Here is a 14,673-nt window from a genome sequence, read left to right on the forward strand (position 1 = left end):
GCCATGCCACGGTTTCTACAGAGCAATAATGACCCCTTTGCGGCTGCTAGCCCCTGCCGTATTGAAGTGCCTGTTTATTTACCGCGCCAAGCTGGGCCTGCCGAGCCCCAATCGTCGCTCCACAACTCTGGTCGAATGTGAGCCAGCGCGGCTGCAAATCACTTATCTAGGTTGCATTGCATCAGCGTTTGTCAGCAGGCAGACCGCTTGGCACGGACCTTGCATGAGGTGTGCCCAGCGACTGCCGAGCGGAAATCATGGCAAAATGTGCGGGCGAGCTAGTGACGACCCTTTCCTCTGGCCAGGCAATCTTATTACGAATGGAACGTATCATGATCATCAAGCGAAAGGCCTGTCTTCTTTGTGGGGGCCTGCTAGCGATTACTGGTGCGCTGAGCGCCGGTTGCAAGGACCAGCGGATCGATCATGCCCCGGCGCCCAAGCACGAGCTAAAAGTTGATGCGCCCGGCGTGAACTTGCAAGTAGATACTCCGGCGGCAGCGCCGGCCGTCCCGCGCGCGGCGAACGAGGTCGACGTCGACGTAGGGCCCGGTGGCGTGCAAGTGGGCGTCGACGGACAACCGCTTCGCGAACGAATTCGCGAGCGGCGTGAGGAGGCGCAAGAGGCGACGCCTTAACCTCGTTGCTTTTCGGCACGATTTAGGACCTCGGTCGGGTTGATCCAAATGGGCGCAAATTTGACGACTACAAGATTCCATGCCTCCGGAATCCCACCCCTAGCCTTGCATGGTGATTCTGCGACGAACGCCTAAATGGGAAGGACTCAACATATGCCCCAAGACTTTATCGTCGAAGATTGCAGCTTGGTACGATGCGCGACAGGGCGAGCCTGCCTGAACCTGCGCGAGCTGTTGGATGCCATGCGGTCGGCCAGCCCTATCGTACTGGAACACCATTTGATGCGCTGTGCCTTAGAGGACCACTTCGAACTTTACGAGTTTCCAAACGATCTGGCACGGTGGTGTTGGGATGCTCTGGGCGATCGTGAATTGGCCGAAGAACTGGCCTTGATGAATCCCTATGCGTTCACCAGTGTCGAAGGGGCGCGCTCCGAATTGATCGACGTACTGGAAAACCACCTGTGGGCCCTGGAACGAGTCCCTTGGTGCCGGCCGGGTTTGGAGTTGCACCTGGTGGAATCACGATTAGTGGCCTTCGACACCGGCGAGCGTTTCGCCACTTTGGCCGGTGTGGTGGAGGCATTGCCTCGCATGTCGCGACGCTCGCTCTTCTATCACATGCACGAGGCGTATCGCCGCAACAACGTCGACGATTTTTCGGCTTGGCTTGAGGATATCGAGGCACCCATCGAGCTCATTCAGCGGATCCGCAAGATCGATTTCTACTTTCTCAATCTGAATCAGCTGCGCGAGCAACTTATCGAGACAATGTGTGCCTTTTTGGCTGAACCCCATATTGTTCTCGGAGGTGCGGCATGAGCCTGTTGAACCGCTACGAAGAGGTTGTCGGCCGGCCCGAGATCGAACGGCTGCGGCACTTGGCCACACGCTTGGGAGGCAAGAAGATCATCCATGTGAACTCGACCCGGCAGGGGGGCGGCGTCGCTGAGATTCTCGGCTGGATGATCCCGCTCATGAACGAGCTGGGTATCGACGCCCACTGGGAGGTCATTCAAGGAAACGCCGATTTCTATCGCGTCACAAAGTCATTTCACAATGGATTGCAAGGCCTGCCTGTCAATCTGCGACCGGCAGACTTCAAGCTGCACCTGGATCTGAACGAAGCCAACGCACGGCGATTAGATTTGGAAGCCGATGTCGTATTCATACACGATCCGCAGCCGATGTTCCTACCGCGCTTCAGCACGCCTGGTAAAGTCGGCCGTTGGGTGTGGCGTTGCCATATCGACGCTTCTCGTCCCAATCGCGCTGTCTGGAAACACCTGGCGGCCGGCATCGCGGATTATGAAGCGACCATCTTTTCCATGGCCTCGTTTACTCGGCCATTGAATCGACCCATGTTCCTTATTCCCCCCTCGATTGATCCGTTGGCGGTGAAGAACTCGCCGCTGGACGATGTGGAGAGGATCGCGATTCTGGAACGCCTGGGAATCGATCCCGAGCGTCCCATGCTGTTGCAGGTGTCGCGCTTCGATCGCTTCAAGGATCCGCTGGGTGTTGTCGAAGCGTTTCGTCTCGTAAAGCCTGCGCACCCCGAGCTGCAATTAGTTCTGGTCGGCGGCCCTGCCGACGACGATCCCGAAGGGGCCGAAGTCTTGAACGAAGTTCTGGAGCGCGCCGGCGACGATCCTGATCTGCACGTGCTTTTGCTCCCGTCGGACTCGCATCGCGAGATCAATGCGCTGCAGCGTTCGGCCGTGGTCGTCTTGCAAAAGTCGCTCAAAGAAGGATTTGGACTGACGGTGACCGAGGCCTTATGGAAGGGCAAGCCGGTGATCGGCGGCGCCTCGGGTGGTATCGCCTTGCAGGTACACGACTATCAGACTGGTTTCCTCGTCCATTCGCCCGCCGGCGCCGCTTATCGCATCCGCTACCTGCTCCGCTATAACGACAAGCGAGCGCGGATGGGGGCCACCGGACACGAATTTGTGCGCGAGAATTTTCTGCTCACCAGGCATCTGCGCGATTACTTTTCGATGCTGCTGTGGCTAGATCACCCAGGTACAGATGTACTGGCGGCTTGACCTGCCGTACTACCTACAAGGCCGTCGTCCTGCTCGTGCGGAAGCGCCGATACTGGCGTCATCCCCGCACGAGGACGGCGAGCGGAAATTGGCCCAGCAACTCGGCTAAGCTAGCGCGGGAATCTAATCCGTGTTCGGCGCTGGTAAGCACATTCACGAACGTACCGCTCATCTTGCAGGGCAATTCAATGTGCGTGTCCGCCCATACCTCCTCGCCACAGGGGAGCAAGCTGGCGCCGGGGGCGTCGAGGTCGAGTTGCACAAGGCGAGCTACCAAGCGAGGTACGACGACCAAAACGGCCGGCTGCGCCGCGGCATCTTTGGTATTTGCCACGCGCGCAAATGCCACGACGTGCTCCGCCTTAATACCGTGCGTGGCCAACGGCATGTAGACCGCATTGCTGAAAAACGGATCCAAACGCCGCCGCAGCTCCAACAGGCGCCACGTCACGTAAAGCTTGGTTCGCGGGTCCGAGAGGTTTTGAGTTAAATCGTGAACTAATCTCTGGCAACTCGCGCTGTCGCCGTCCACCGCCTGCGAGACTTTCGCCAACAGTTGTTCATGTGCGCGGAAATCGACCGGCTGCCGATTGTCAGGATCGACAAGGCGGAAGGCCCATGTCTCCTGCCCTTGGTAGATATCAGGAAACCCGGGACAAGTGAGCTTGAGCACCAGTTCGGCCAGACCGTTGACCAGGCCTAAAGTCGCGAGCGGCAGCTGCCATTTGCGCAAGTCGGCCAAAAACCGATTCTCGCGCCGATCGTCCAGAACTTTCGACACAAAATCTTGGACGGCGCGGTCGTACGCCTCGTTTGGATTGATCCAACTGGTTCGCTGCTTGGCTTCGTGCACCGCCTTATCCATGTACCGACCCATTCGTTCAGTCAGGGTCGCCTCGGTCAGGGTCGGGCCGTTATCGTGCTCGCCATTATCGAGAGGAAAGATCCCCAGCAGACTCTGGTAGAACAGATACTCGTCGTTGCGGCTGGGCGCGGTAAGCCCATCGACTTCTACATGGCGGCGCCGATTCAATCGCAGCCAACGTTGCACGGCAGTGCGCCATGGTCGCGGCAGTTCCGCCAGCAGATGAAGCCGAGCACGCACATCCTCGCTGCGTTTGGTGTCGTGCGTGCTAGAGGCTAGCATCGCCTGAGGAAAAGTGCTCGCGCGCTCTTTATTCCAAGCGTGGAACGCACTGGGTGCCACGCTCGGCGCTTCGGGACCGTTGCCCACCTCGTTCACCGACAGCAAGGGACAATAAACGTAGAACGTCGTATCCTCGACCCCCTTGGCCATGACCGGGCTGGTCACCTGTTGAAATCTCCCGGCAAACAACTCGCGCTGATGGATCGCGGCCTCGCTCAGTCCCGGCGGATGGACCAGCAATAGTACATCACGAACAAAATCAAACACGCCGGGGTCCGTCGCCGGGCTCCGCCGCTTGGCAAGGGCCACTGCCTGCGCCACGAAATGCCGATCGCGCTGCGAGACGCCCGCCGGCCCTGGGTAGATTCGATAGACCGGGAAACAGACCAGAATCTCGCGTAACGCGTAGCGAAGCATATTGAGCGTGAAATCACGCGTGCGGCGATGCTGTTCCGAAATCCTGTTCAGATGATGGGCCAGCATTTGCAACTCGCCCGACATCGCCACCCGCAAGATCAACGACTTGCTGTCGTAGGCCACTTCGGCAAACGTCGCCGTCTCGCCGACCAGGCGAGCGTAGTCCCGCTTCAACTGCCGCCAACCATCGTCGGGCAAGAACAAGCCATCACACATTTGCTGGAAGTCATAACCCGTCGTACCGGCCACGGGCCACGACTCGGGCAGCGGCTCGTGCGGCCCGAGGATCTTTTCGACCAGGACAAAGAGGGGAATGTTATGCATCCCAGCGGCCGCCGTCGGCACGGCTTGCGCCGCATTCTCGGTACCCTCACCGGCTGCCGCGGCATGGACGTCACGGCCGAGAATGGCACGCCAATCGTCCGGTCCCGGTCGCGGCAGCCCCAGACGGTCGCACAGCGCGATGATAGTTCGCGGCGCCAGCTCCGTATCATCTGCGGCGTCGGGCGAGGAATCCCCCATCGCGTCAGGCACATGGTTCCCGTCGGCCGACGAAACAGTCGCTGGTTGTGATTCTGCGGCGACTCTCTTTGCACCTGTAACCGATGTGGTTTCCTTTAGCGCCCGCGCGACTAACTCTGCCAAATAGCCCCACTGCAGGCGCCACAAATATTGCTCGGGTGCAAACAACCCGTCGATATGGTCCACACGCAGGCCGGCCACCGCCGTTTCGCCCAACAAACGCAAAATCAATCGATGCGTATCATAGAAGACGTCGGGGTCCTCCACGCATAGCGCCGTTAGCTCGTTGATATCGAAGAAACGGCGATAATTCACCTCGTCGCCCGCGGCTTTCCAGTGGCACAGCCGGAAGACCTGCGCCGCCAGCAAGCCGTCGAGCTCGTCGAAGCTGGCGGGATCACCGAGGGTGCCGTTGATCGCGGCAACGTTGTCGTCGATGAAGCTCCGAATCACTTCCGAGCGCGCGGCCAAATCACGCAAACGTCGCTTTACAACCTCCTTGTCCCGCTGCCGCTCGACGACCGCCTCAGTTGTCGTCGCAGTGCGTGATGGCAAATGATCGAACGCCGTGAGAATGCTTTCATAATCGGCAAGCGCTTCGGCATCGTCCGCGAGCGCCGTGCGCAATTCGTCGAGTCGGCGTGCCAAGACCAGCGGCGCCGTCTTCGGATCGACCGGCAGCGTGCGCTCGCCCAGGCGTATCGATAGCGCGCCCTGTTGGAACTCCACGCGGATATCGCCCGCTTCGAGTGCGTCTCCGAATTGCCGTCCCAGAACCGGTAGCAATACCCGGCCGTTGAGCTCTTGTTTCACGGGTTGCCATTCCACGTCGAAGTACTTCGCGAACGGCGAACTAGGACCATTTTCGAGCACGTCATTCCACCACAGATTCGAGGAGTGCGTGCTCATGTGATTTGGCACAATGTCTAAAATCAACCGCATCCTCTGCTCGCGTACCGCGGACTGAAACACGTCCCACCCTTCTTGTCCGCCCAGTTCTGGATCGAATTCTTGCTGACTGCAGGCGTCATAGCCGTGCTCGCTTCCCGGCCGCGCGCGCCCTAGGGGCGAGGCGTACACGTGCGATATCCCAAGAGCCCTCAGGTAGGGAACCGCGGAGGCTGCTTCACGAAATCCAAAACCGTTGTGGAATTGCAATCTGTACGTGGCGCGCGGCGCCACCTTACGTCGCGCGATCTCCGCCAGGACCACGTCGACAACCGTCTGCTGCGCCCCATCGCCCTTTTTTTGTGACGTCGTCGGCGGGAGGTGATCGAGTTTCGTAACCTGGCTCGTTTCAGGCACTCCTTGGATAACACCCGCCACAGCCTGCCGCTTTGCGGTTGAAGCATCCTCGGGCCAACTGGTCGTGCGCTTGCTGCTGGGCATTTGTTTCGTGCGCCTTTCGAGGTCTGAGGCGAACCCATCCGGGGGATAACTACCTGCTACTTTTTCGATGCTTGCGCGATCGGCAACGTGAAGGCTCTTTCCGCTGGTCGTCAGACGGCCACTGCGGATTCCGTTTGATCATATGCCGATAGGCCGGCCAAAAAGTCCGCAAATCTTTTAGGCCCCCGGGCCAATGCGCGGCGCTATTGGGACCGCCGACCCGCGGCGATTGCCTGCAACGCAACACCGATGCCAATGTGGCCGCATTCCTCGTCGGTTCTATTCCGCAGGACGACAATCCAGGGATTGTGCCCGCGATTGCGGGACCTCAGACCGGCACAGCGTTTGCGTCGCTGCATTCCGACCGCAAGGATCAAGTTTCGACCGCCACCGCTGTCGGTGATCAGCCGTTCGCCATCAAACGCCGGGGACTCATGCAATGTCAAAACTGCTCGTGATCGACGACGATCGGACGGTCTTGCACATGATCAGCCAGGCCTTTCGCGACTCGCCCGTTACCGTACTTACCGCGCAAACGGCCGAGCAGGGTCTGGCACTTATTGCCGAACGGCCGGATGTGGTGCTGCTCGATATCGTCCTCCGCGAAGGGTCGGGCTTGGACCTCGTTCACCAAATTCGCCAGCTCGACGCCAAGCTGCCGGTGATCTTTATTACCGGCCGGGGCTCGAGCGACACGGCGATCGAAGCGATGAAGCTGGGGGCTTACGATTATCTGCTCAAACCGCTGCACTTGCCCAAGCTTCGCGAGTTGGTCGATCGGGCGTTGAAAATCCGCGATTTAATGCAAGTGCCGGTCGAGGTGACAACCGGTGAGTTCTGCGAACCCACCGGCGACGAATTGATCGGCCGCAGTCCACAAATGCAGGAAGTTTTCAAGGCGATCGGTCGAGTCGCGCCACAAGACGTGACGGTACTTATCCATGGCGAGAGCGGCACCGGCAAAGAATTGGTGGCCCGCGCCATCTATCATCATAGCCGCCGTGCTGACAAACATTTTCTGGCGGTGAATTGCGCCGCAATCCCTGAAGCATTGCTGGAAAGCGAGCTGTTCGGGCATGAAAAAGGGGCCTTCACCAGCGCCGATCAGCGGCGCATCGGCAAATTCGAGCAATGTTCCGGCGGCACGATCTTTCTCGACGAAGTCGGTGACATGGCGCCGCTCGTGCAAAGCAAAGTGCTGCGCGTCTTGCAAGAACAACGTTTCGAGCGCGTGGGCGGGGGGGAAACCATCCAGACCGACGTGCGCATCATCGCCGCCACCAATCGCGATCTGAAACAGATGGCGGCCGATGGCGAGTTCCGCGAGGACCTCTACTATCGGCTGAATGGCTTTTCCATCAAGTTACCGGCGCTGCGCGATCGGGGCGAGGATGTGCAATTGCTGATCCATCGCTGCCTGCAACGGTTCAATAGTGAAATCGGTAAGGACGTGCGCGGGCTGACTCCGGACGCTTTGGAGTTACTTACGTCTTACCCCTGGCCCGGCAATGTGCGCGAACTCGAGGCGGTGGTCAAGCAGGCCCTTCTGCAAAGCACGGGGCCGCAGATCCTGCCCGAGTTTTTGCCTGACGTCGTGCGCTTTTCGGAAGAGAAGGGAGTGCCAGCGGCCCCGGTAAACGTTGCCAGCCCGGCCAGCGATCTGGAAGCATTTGTCGATGGCCGACTGCAGAAACGCTCGAATGATTTGTACGCCGAGGCGATCGCGATGGTTGATCGGTATGTCCTGACGCGGATTCTACAGCACACCCGCGGCAACCAATCACAAGCCGCCAAAGTGCTCGGCATCACCCGCGGTAGCTTGCGCAATAAGCTGCGCACTCTGCACAGTGCGCTGGGAACCACGGTTACGGTCGACGGCGATCTCGACGACCAATCCGCCCATGAAGCGTCGGTGGCGCGTTAATTGGCGCTATCGCAGCAGGATATGGCTGGCCCCAAAGGTTGGCACAGGAAGTGCAATAAATTGATTGCTCATGGGCGTTTCAAATGCCCATCATATCCAGCATAAAAGGAGGATCGATCATGGTTCGGAGATTCGTACTCGTATTGGCAACTGCGGCTGTACTACTGGTCGGCATGGCTCCCGAACCGACGAATGCACAGGTTGTGGTGTATCGACGTCCCTACGCGCGCGCTGCTTATCGCCGCGCCTATAGGCCTTATTATGCTCCCTATTATGGCCCGCGCGCTTATCGCGGCTATCGTTATTGGTAAGGCGTCCTCCGAACATTGACTTGTAGGTGCGCCAGGAGCGCAGCGTGCAGGCCGGTGAGCACGCCGAGTTGGGGCGCCAATCCGTTTTATTTTTTCGCGGCAAAGATGGCGATATTGCGCATTGTGTACCCACCCTACGACATTCGCTTCCCTGCCTGACCCAAGGACGCGCGGAAAGCCGAGGTGGGGACACGATGGCGCGGAGCACCAAAACAAATCGCAATGAAAGTCACCACTATTCAATGCCTCGGCATTTTCGCGCTGTTGTATGGCGTTCTCTTGTCGAACAACCTGTTTGCCACCGAGGCAAATGTCACGACGATCGCCGCCGAGGGTACATCGGCCCCTTCGGCAGTGGAAAAGGTCACCACGCCCACCAGCCCTCCGGCGGCGAAGGTGCAAGTGGCGCCGCTTGCTCATGACGATGAGATCCGCCGACGCCTGATCAAGATTCTCGATATCACCGGCCGGTATTCCCAAGTCAAAGTCGAGGTCAAGGAGGGCGTGGTCTTTCTCACCGGCCAGGTCCAGCTTGATGAACATAAGGCATGGGCCGGCGAACTGGCCCGCAATACGCAAGATGTCGTGGCGGTGATCAACGAGTTGGATGTGGCAGCCCCATCGGCCTGGAATTTTCAACCGGCAGCCACCAGCCTCGAGGAAATGCGCTACGGCGCGATACGAGCCCTGCCATTCATGGCGTGCGCTGTCGTGATTTTGCTCTTGGCTTGGGTTTCGGCCCGGGTTGTCACCCGCTGGATGCGCGTCGCCCTGACCCAGCGGATTCCGGCTGCGTTACTGCGCGAGGTGTTCGCCCGGGCGTTCGGCTTTCTGGTTTTGCTGGCCGGCATCTATCTCACGCTTCGTATCGCCAACCTCACGCACCTGGCTTTGACAATCGTAGGAGGGACTGGCCTGCTGGGTTTGGTTCTTGGCGTTGCCTTCGGCAACATTACCGAGAACTTTTTGGCCAGCATCTTCCTCAGCATGCAGCATCCGTTTCAGGTTGGCGATTTGGTCGAGGTGGCCGGCGTGGTCGGCTACGTTCAGCGCTTAACGACTCGCACGACGGTCAGCATGACACTGGACGGCAACGAAGTGCAGATCCCCAACTCTACGGTTTACAAGAGCGTGATTCGCAATTTCACGACCAGCCCGAATCGTCGTGATGATTTTACCATTAGCATTCCCCGTAACGCGTCGATCGACGACGCACAGCAACTGGCGATGGACGTGCTGGAACACCATCCCGCCGTACTGCACGACCCGGAATCTCTCGTGCTAGTCGATTCGATGACAGATACCACGGCTGTGCTGCGCGTCTATTTCTGGCTCAATGGCAAAGAGCACAGTTGGTTGAAGGTTCGTTCTTCGGTCATACGCCTTGTGCAGCAAGCCTTGCGGCCCATCGAGCAATCAGCGGTGATAGAGCCAGACGCTGCTCCGGCCGAGAAAAGTTCCATTCCGCGCCGCTCTGCGAAACGAAAGCGTCAAAGTGGCTCTGATCACTCGGCCAAGACCGAAGCTCGTTTAGCGCACAGCAGCCCAGCCGCGATCGCCAATCGCGCCGAGGGCAAACTCGGCACGGAGGCCGACCAGATCGAAGAGCAGGCCCATGAGGCGCGCCGGGACGACGGGGAGAACCTATTGAAACCGGCTCCCACCGACGCGGCTGGCGAGCCGCACGATGTCTCGTCGCCCGTGCGTGCGTGAAACGCCCGCGTTCCCCGGTTGTTCATCAATCACCGTGGGTTCTTTCCGTTCGCATCAACAGCGATTGCCGCGGAATCGCTGAAGATTCCGCAAACGGCACGCGAAGTGCAAAGCATGTAAGACGGTCGCACAGGCGATGTGCCGGCATCGTTGACGACCAGACGGACGGTGGGTCAGCACAATACCCTTCTTCATATTCGAAAGCGAATGTTATGGCCACGCTATTGCTTCTCATCCTGCTGCTGATGGTTATCGGCGCTGTTCCGGCGTGGCCCTACAACACCGGCTGGGGGTATTACCCCTCAGGTGGTCTGGGATTGGCATTGGTGATCGTCCTGCTGTTGGCTTTATTCGGCGCCATTCCTTGGAACTTCTAGCCGGAGTAATCCCCCGAGCACATCAACGTCATGCAGCCCTGTTATCACGGCGTTTTAGAGATCGCACTACTTCCGGTTGGCTCATTTGTTGGTAACACACACCTAATTTGTTGGAGACTTTGCCATGAGATTCTTGCTTTGTTTCGTCGTACTTTTCGCTGGAGTGTCTCTGGTAGGTTGCGAGAAGGAAGCCAAAGTCAAGAAGCAAGTCACTGTGACTTCGCCCGAAGGATCAACCACCAAAACTACGGAAACGACGATCGAATCGAAGGGGAAGAATCCTCCGACGGTCGACGGTCAGTCCGTTCCGAGCCCCTAATTCTTCATGGATCTGCCCTGGTGCGATGCCAACTCATCAAGGTGCCTTTGCGCGGGCACCTTGGTGGGTTGTGCGCTATGGCCCGTTTGCTTTGGTAGCCGCTATGCGACGAGGAGAAGCAGTGGGGGAGCAACTCTGTAGGATTTGTAGGAACTGAGCAATGATTCGTAAATTGGCCGCAGGAAGCTATCGCCTTTACTCGCGAAAGAAGAATCCCAAGACCGGCCGCCGACGAAACCTAGGCACCTTCACGACTCGCGCCGCGGCAGAAAAGCACGAGCGCGAAGTGCAGTACTTCAAGCGCCACTAAGCCGCATCAGATTGCATGGGTCGGAGAGTTCGCCGGCTCGGACGTAAGTCATGCACTGGGACGGAAAGCCGCCATGAAGATCGCGCAAATTGCTCCGCTCTACGAGAGTGTGCCTCCGAAACTCTACGGCGGCACCGAGCGCGTGGTCTCCTTTCTTACCGAAGAGTTAGTCCGTCAGGGACATGACGTAACGCTATTTGCTAGCGGCGATTCGATCACGGCCGCCGAATTAGTACCGGTGGGCGAAAATTCCTTGCGTCTGAACGAGAATTGTGTCGACTCGCTTGCCCATCACATCCTGCTCGTCGAGCGCGTGGCGCGCTGCGCTTCCCAGTTCGACATTTTGCACTTTCATATCGACTATTTGCACTATCCAGTCTCACGTCGCGTACCTGTTCCACAGGTAACGACGCTGCACGGTCGGCTCGATATTCCCGACCTGCCGCCGCTCTATCGCGAGTTCAAGGATATGCCCGTCGTTTCGATCTCAGACAGTCAGCGCGAGCCTTTGCCCGGTGCCAGATGGCAAGCCACGATTTACCACGGCCTGCCGACGAACTTGCTGGAGTTTCACCCCAAGCCAGATGACTATTTGGCCTTTTTGGGTCGCATCTCGCCCGAAAAAAGGGTCGATCGAGCGATCGAGATTGCCAAACGCGCACGTATGCCGCTCAAAATTGCCGCCAAGATCGACAACGTCGATAAAGACTATTTTGAAACGCAGATCAAGCCGCTGTTCGGGCAATCGCACGTCGAATTCGTCGGCGAGATCAATGACGACCGGAAGAACGATTTTTTGGGACGGGCCCGTGCGCTATTGTTTCCGATCGACTGGCCCGAGCCGTTCGGTCTGGTAATGATCGAAGCGATGGCCTGCGGAACTCCGGTCATCGCATTCCGTCGCGGGGCCGTGCCCGAGGTAATCGACGAAGGGGTCACAGGCTGCGTTTGCGATAGCGTCGACGATGCCGTCGAGCGCGTCAAGCTGATACCCAATTGGGACCGCAAGCGCTGTCGGGAACAATTCGAAGCGCGTTTTTCCATCGAGCGGGCGGCGCGCGAGTACGTTCGACTTTTCGAAAAGCTCCGGAACCCGGGAGGAGCAGATGGACGAGATCATCGAGGTCAATAATGAATTCTATATTCTCGCCACATCTTCGCGCAGTGACGACCACTCGCGTGTCCTCAAGCACGACGATGCTTTCGCAGTTTTCGATCAATACGGAGATATCCAACCCGTAGGCCTCGGAGAGGAAGGACTTTATTTCGGCGGGACGCGTTTCATCAGCCGCCTGAAGCTGACCCTCAATGGTCGGCAGCCACTGCTACTTAGTTCGACTGTCTTGGAAGACAATTCCCTGCTGACCGTGGATCTGGCTAACCCAGATCTGAAGTCTGGCGAGCAGATTGTACTTCCTCGCGAGAGCGTGCATATCTTGCGGTCATGCTTCCTATGGCGGGGTGCCTGCTATACGGCACTGCGGGCGCGCAACTATGCTTTGCACGACGTGCAAATGTCGTTGCGTGTGTCGCTGGAAGCTGATTTCGCCGATATTTTCGAGGTCCGCGGCACCAAGCGCCAGGCGCGCGGCGTGCTGCTGCCTCCGGAAGTGGGGAAGGATCGACTGACGCTCGCTTATCGCGGGCTCGACGATGTCGTTCGCCGTACAAAACTAACTTTCTCCCCCACGCCCGACCGACTGAATGCGACGGCGGTGTGGTACGACGTTCAACTCGGCGCCAACGAAGAACGCACCTACTACATCACCGCGGCCTGCCAGACGAACCACGCGCACGAAATCGCGCATTTCGACCAGGCCAGCGCCCATTCTCAGCAGGAATTTCAAGACGCGCGTCGCGACGACGCCATGATTTGGACGAGCAATGCCGTCTTCAATGCCTGGATCAAGCGCTCGGCTGCGGATCTGCACATGATGGCGACGCGAACCGACGCCGGACCCTACCCTTACGCGGGCGTCCCCTGGTTCAGCACCGTCTTCGGCCGCGATGGCATCATCACGGCGCTGGAATACTTATGGATCAATCCGGCCATGGCCCGCGCGGTACTCTCGTACCTGGCATCGCATCAAGCCGTGACGACGAGCGTCGAGCAGGATGCCGAGCCGGGCAAGATCCTGCACGAAACACGGCAAGGCGAGATGGCCGCGTTGGGCGAGATTCCTTTCGGCAAATATTATGGCAGCGTTGACGCCACGCCGCTGTTTGTCATGCTGGCCGGCGCTTACTACAACCGCACGGCCGACCAGGACTTTATCGCCACGATGTGGCCTCACATCGAGCGGGCCTTGGCTTGGATTGATCAATACGGCGATCAAGATGGAGACGGCTTCGTCGAATACGCGCGTCAGTCCAAGCACGGCCTGGTATCGCAAGGCTGGAAGGATTCTTTTGATGCCGTCTTTCATGCCGACGGGAGCCTCGCCGCGCCACCGCTGGCATTGGCCGAGGTGCAGGGATACGTGTACGCGGCCCGCACGGCGGCCGCGCAACTGGCCGAGGTGCTGGGTCTCTACCCGCGGGCCAAGGAACTGTGGGACGCCGCGAACCAATTGCGCGATGCGTTCGACGCCGCCTTCTGGTGCGACGACTTGAAGACCTACGCGCTTGCGCTCGACGCCCATAAGCGGCCCTGCAAAGTGCGCGCTTCCAACGCAGGGCACGATCTTTTCTCGGGGATCGCCCACCCCGAGCGCGCGCCATTGGTGGCAAAAACACTGTTGAGCGAGGATTCTTTTTCCGCCTGGGGCATTCGCACTGTCAGCACAGCCGAGGTGCGTTACAACCCGATGGCCTATCACAATGGCTCAGTCTGGCCGCACGACAATGCCCTGATCGCCCACGGGTTCGCTCGTTATGGCTTGCAACACGAAGCTTTACAGGTCATGCACGGGCTGTTCGATGCCAGCACGTTTTTTGAATTGCACCGCATGCCCGAGCTATTCTGCGGTTTCGCGCGGCGATCTGGCGAAGGCCCCACGTTGTACCCGGTGGCCTGCTCGCCGCAATCCTGGGCCGCGGGCGCCGTGTTCTTTCTGCTGCAATCGTGCCTGGGACTGTCGATCGACGCGCCACGCCGCCAGGTGCGCTTTTGCCGCCCTGCCCTGCCCGAGGCGCTGACCTGCGTGACGATCAAGAATCTGCGGGTGGGGAACGCCGTGGCAGATCTCGTGCTGGATCGCTACTCACACGATGTGGGAATCAGCGTCACGCGCAAAGAAGGCGACCTTGAGATCGTGGCAATCAAATAAATGGGGGGCTGAACTGCCTTTTCTGTTTATACGGGGCGCTGGCATGGATGGCCTCGCTCAGGACGGTCTGTGCTGCCAGAAGCCGATGGCACTGCCCAACTCCCAGGAATTGCAAGACTTACGGTGGTGTCCTTGCTCCTGGCACGCCACTTGCTTCCTGCAGGGAGTGAGATCGCAGAGGGCGTTCAAAACACACACCAGACAGCAACTTCATCGAAGCTGTCCCCCTTTTGAAGGAGAATCGAAATGGAATCGCTCATCTACATCGCGCCGGTTGCCGCCGCGGGTT

The 14,673-nt window shown here is 58.9% G+C and carries 12 protein-coding genes; 11 read left to right on the plus strand and 1 reads right to left on the minus strand.

Features of this window, described 5'->3' with window-relative positions; genetic code table 11:
- Positions 1 to 332: 332 nt before the first annotated feature.
- The 3 genes from VGG64_26635 (at position 333) to VGG64_26645 (ending at position 2,686) form a co-directional block, all read left to right on the plus strand.
- Positions 333 to 638 carry a hypothetical protein gene (locus VGG64_26635; protein ID HEY1603209.1) on the plus strand — a complete coding sequence of 102 codons (306 nt, stop codon included), beginning with the start codon at positions 333 to 335 and terminating at the stop codon, positions 636 to 638.
- Positions 639 to 791: 153 nt separating this feature from the next.
- On the plus strand, positions 792 to 1,460 hold the full coding sequence (locus VGG64_26640) for a DUF5752 family protein (protein ID HEY1603210.1): 669 nt from the start codon (positions 792 to 794) through the stop codon (positions 1,458 to 1,460).
- Positions 1,457 to 2,686 (plus strand): glycosyltransferase, encoded by a 1,230-nt coding sequence (locus VGG64_26645; GenBank protein ID HEY1603211.1) that lies wholly within the window; start codon positions 1,457 to 1,459, stop codon positions 2,684 to 2,686. The genes VGG64_26640 and VGG64_26645 overlap by 4 nt, the downstream gene beginning before the upstream one ends.
- A 58-nt stretch (positions 2,687 to 2,744) precedes the next feature.
- Here the strand turns inward: VGG64_26645 and treY are convergent, their stop codons facing one another.
- On the minus strand, positions 2,745 to 6,161 hold the full coding sequence (gene treY, locus VGG64_26650; protein ID HEY1603212.1) for a malto-oligosyltrehalose synthase: 3,417 nt from the start codon (positions 6,159 to 6,161) through the stop codon (positions 2,745 to 2,747).
- Between the two features lie 439 nt (positions 6,162 to 6,600).
- Between treY and VGG64_26655 the strand changes: the two genes are divergently transcribed.
- The 8 genes from VGG64_26655 (at position 6,601) to VGG64_26690 (ending at position 14,384) form a co-directional block, all read left to right on the plus strand.
- Positions 6,601 to 8,085: a sigma-54 dependent transcriptional regulator gene (locus tag VGG64_26655; protein ID HEY1603213.1), complete on the plus strand. Its 1,485-nt coding sequence runs from the start codon at positions 6,601 to 6,603 to the stop codon at positions 8,083 to 8,085.
- Positions 8,086 to 8,204: 119 nt separating this feature from the next.
- The gene (locus tag VGG64_26660; GenBank protein HEY1603214.1) at positions 8,205 to 8,396 is read left to right on the plus strand and encodes a hypothetical protein; all 192 of its coding nucleotides are present in this window, start codon (positions 8,205 to 8,207) and stop codon (positions 8,394 to 8,396) included.
- Positions 8,397 to 8,618: 222 nt separating this feature from the next.
- Complete coding sequence (locus VGG64_26665) at positions 8,619 to 10,109, plus strand: mechanosensitive ion channel family protein (GenBank protein ID HEY1603215.1); 1,491 nt, start codon at positions 8,619 to 8,621, stop codon at positions 10,107 to 10,109.
- Between the two features lie 212 nt (positions 10,110 to 10,321).
- Positions 10,322 to 10,486, plus strand: a complete 165-nt coding sequence (locus VGG64_26670) for a DUF3309 family protein (protein HEY1603216.1) — start codon at positions 10,322 to 10,324, stop codon at positions 10,484 to 10,486.
- A gap of 124 nt (positions 10,487 to 10,610) precedes the next feature.
- Positions 10,611 to 10,805, plus strand: coding sequence for a hypothetical protein (locus VGG64_26675; GenBank protein HEY1603217.1), 195 nt, complete (start codon positions 10,611 to 10,613; stop codon positions 10,803 to 10,805).
- Positions 10,806 to 10,965: 160 nt separating this feature from the next.
- Entirely contained in the window at positions 10,966 to 11,115 is a 150-nt protein-coding gene (locus VGG64_26680; GenBank protein ID HEY1603218.1) for a hypothetical protein, read from the plus strand.
- 73 nt (positions 11,116 to 11,188) lie between these two features.
- A complete protein-coding gene (locus VGG64_26685; protein HEY1603219.1) occupies positions 11,189 to 12,247 on the plus strand; it encodes a glycosyltransferase family 4 protein in 1,059 nt (352 codons plus the stop codon).
- Entirely contained in the window at positions 12,222 to 14,384 is a 2,163-nt protein-coding gene (locus VGG64_26690; protein ID HEY1603220.1) for an amylo-alpha-1,6-glucosidase, read from the plus strand. Before VGG64_26685 ends, VGG64_26690 begins: the two co-directional genes overlap by 26 nt.
- The last annotated feature ends 289 nt before the right edge of the window (positions 14,385 to 14,673 follow it).

The organism is Pirellulales bacterium (assembly GCA_036490175.1).
Classification (GTDB): Bacteria; Planctomycetota; Planctomycetia; order Pirellulales; family JACPPG01; genus JACPPG01.

Excerpts from the sequence above, each read along its gene's own strand:
- VGG64_26680 (HEY1603218.1), top strand. The coding sequence starts at position 10,966 with ATGATTCGTAAATTGGCCGCAGGAAGCTATCGCCTTTACTCGCGAAAG.
- VGG64_26670 (HEY1603216.1), top strand. The coding sequence starts at position 10,322 with ATGGCCACGCTATTGCTTCTCATCCTGCTGCTGATGGTTATCGGCGCT.
- VGG64_26655 (HEY1603213.1), top strand. The coding sequence starts at position 6,601 with ATGTCAAAACTGCTCGTGATCGACGACGATCGGACGGTCTTGCACATG.
- VGG64_26685 (HEY1603219.1), top strand. The coding sequence starts at position 11,189 with ATGAAGATCGCGCAAATTGCTCCGCTCTACGAGAGTGTGCCTCCGAAA.
- VGG64_26660 (HEY1603214.1), top strand. The coding sequence starts at position 8,205 with ATGGTTCGGAGATTCGTACTCGTATTGGCAACTGCGGCTGTACTACTG.
- VGG64_26665 (HEY1603215.1), top strand. The coding sequence starts at position 8,619 with ATGAAAGTCACCACTATTCAATGCCTCGGCATTTTCGCGCTGTTGTAT.
- VGG64_26645 (HEY1603211.1), top strand. The coding sequence starts at position 1,457 with ATGAGCCTGTTGAACCGCTACGAAGAGGTTGTCGGCCGGCCCGAGATC.
- VGG64_26635 (HEY1603209.1), top strand. The coding sequence starts at position 333 with ATGATCATCAAGCGAAAGGCCTGTCTTCTTTGTGGGGGCCTGCTAGCG.
- VGG64_26690 (HEY1603220.1), top strand. The coding sequence starts at position 12,222 with ATGGACGAGATCATCGAGGTCAATAATGAATTCTATATTCTCGCCACA.
- VGG64_26675 (HEY1603217.1), top strand. The coding sequence starts at position 10,611 with ATGAGATTCTTGCTTTGTTTCGTCGTACTTTTCGCTGGAGTGTCTCTG.
- VGG64_26640 (HEY1603210.1), top strand. The coding sequence starts at position 792 with ATGCCCCAAGACTTTATCGTCGAAGATTGCAGCTTGGTACGATGCGCG.
- treY (HEY1603212.1), bottom strand. The coding sequence starts at position 6,161 with ATGCCCAGCAGCAAGCGCACGACCAGTTGGCCCGAGGATGCTTCAACC.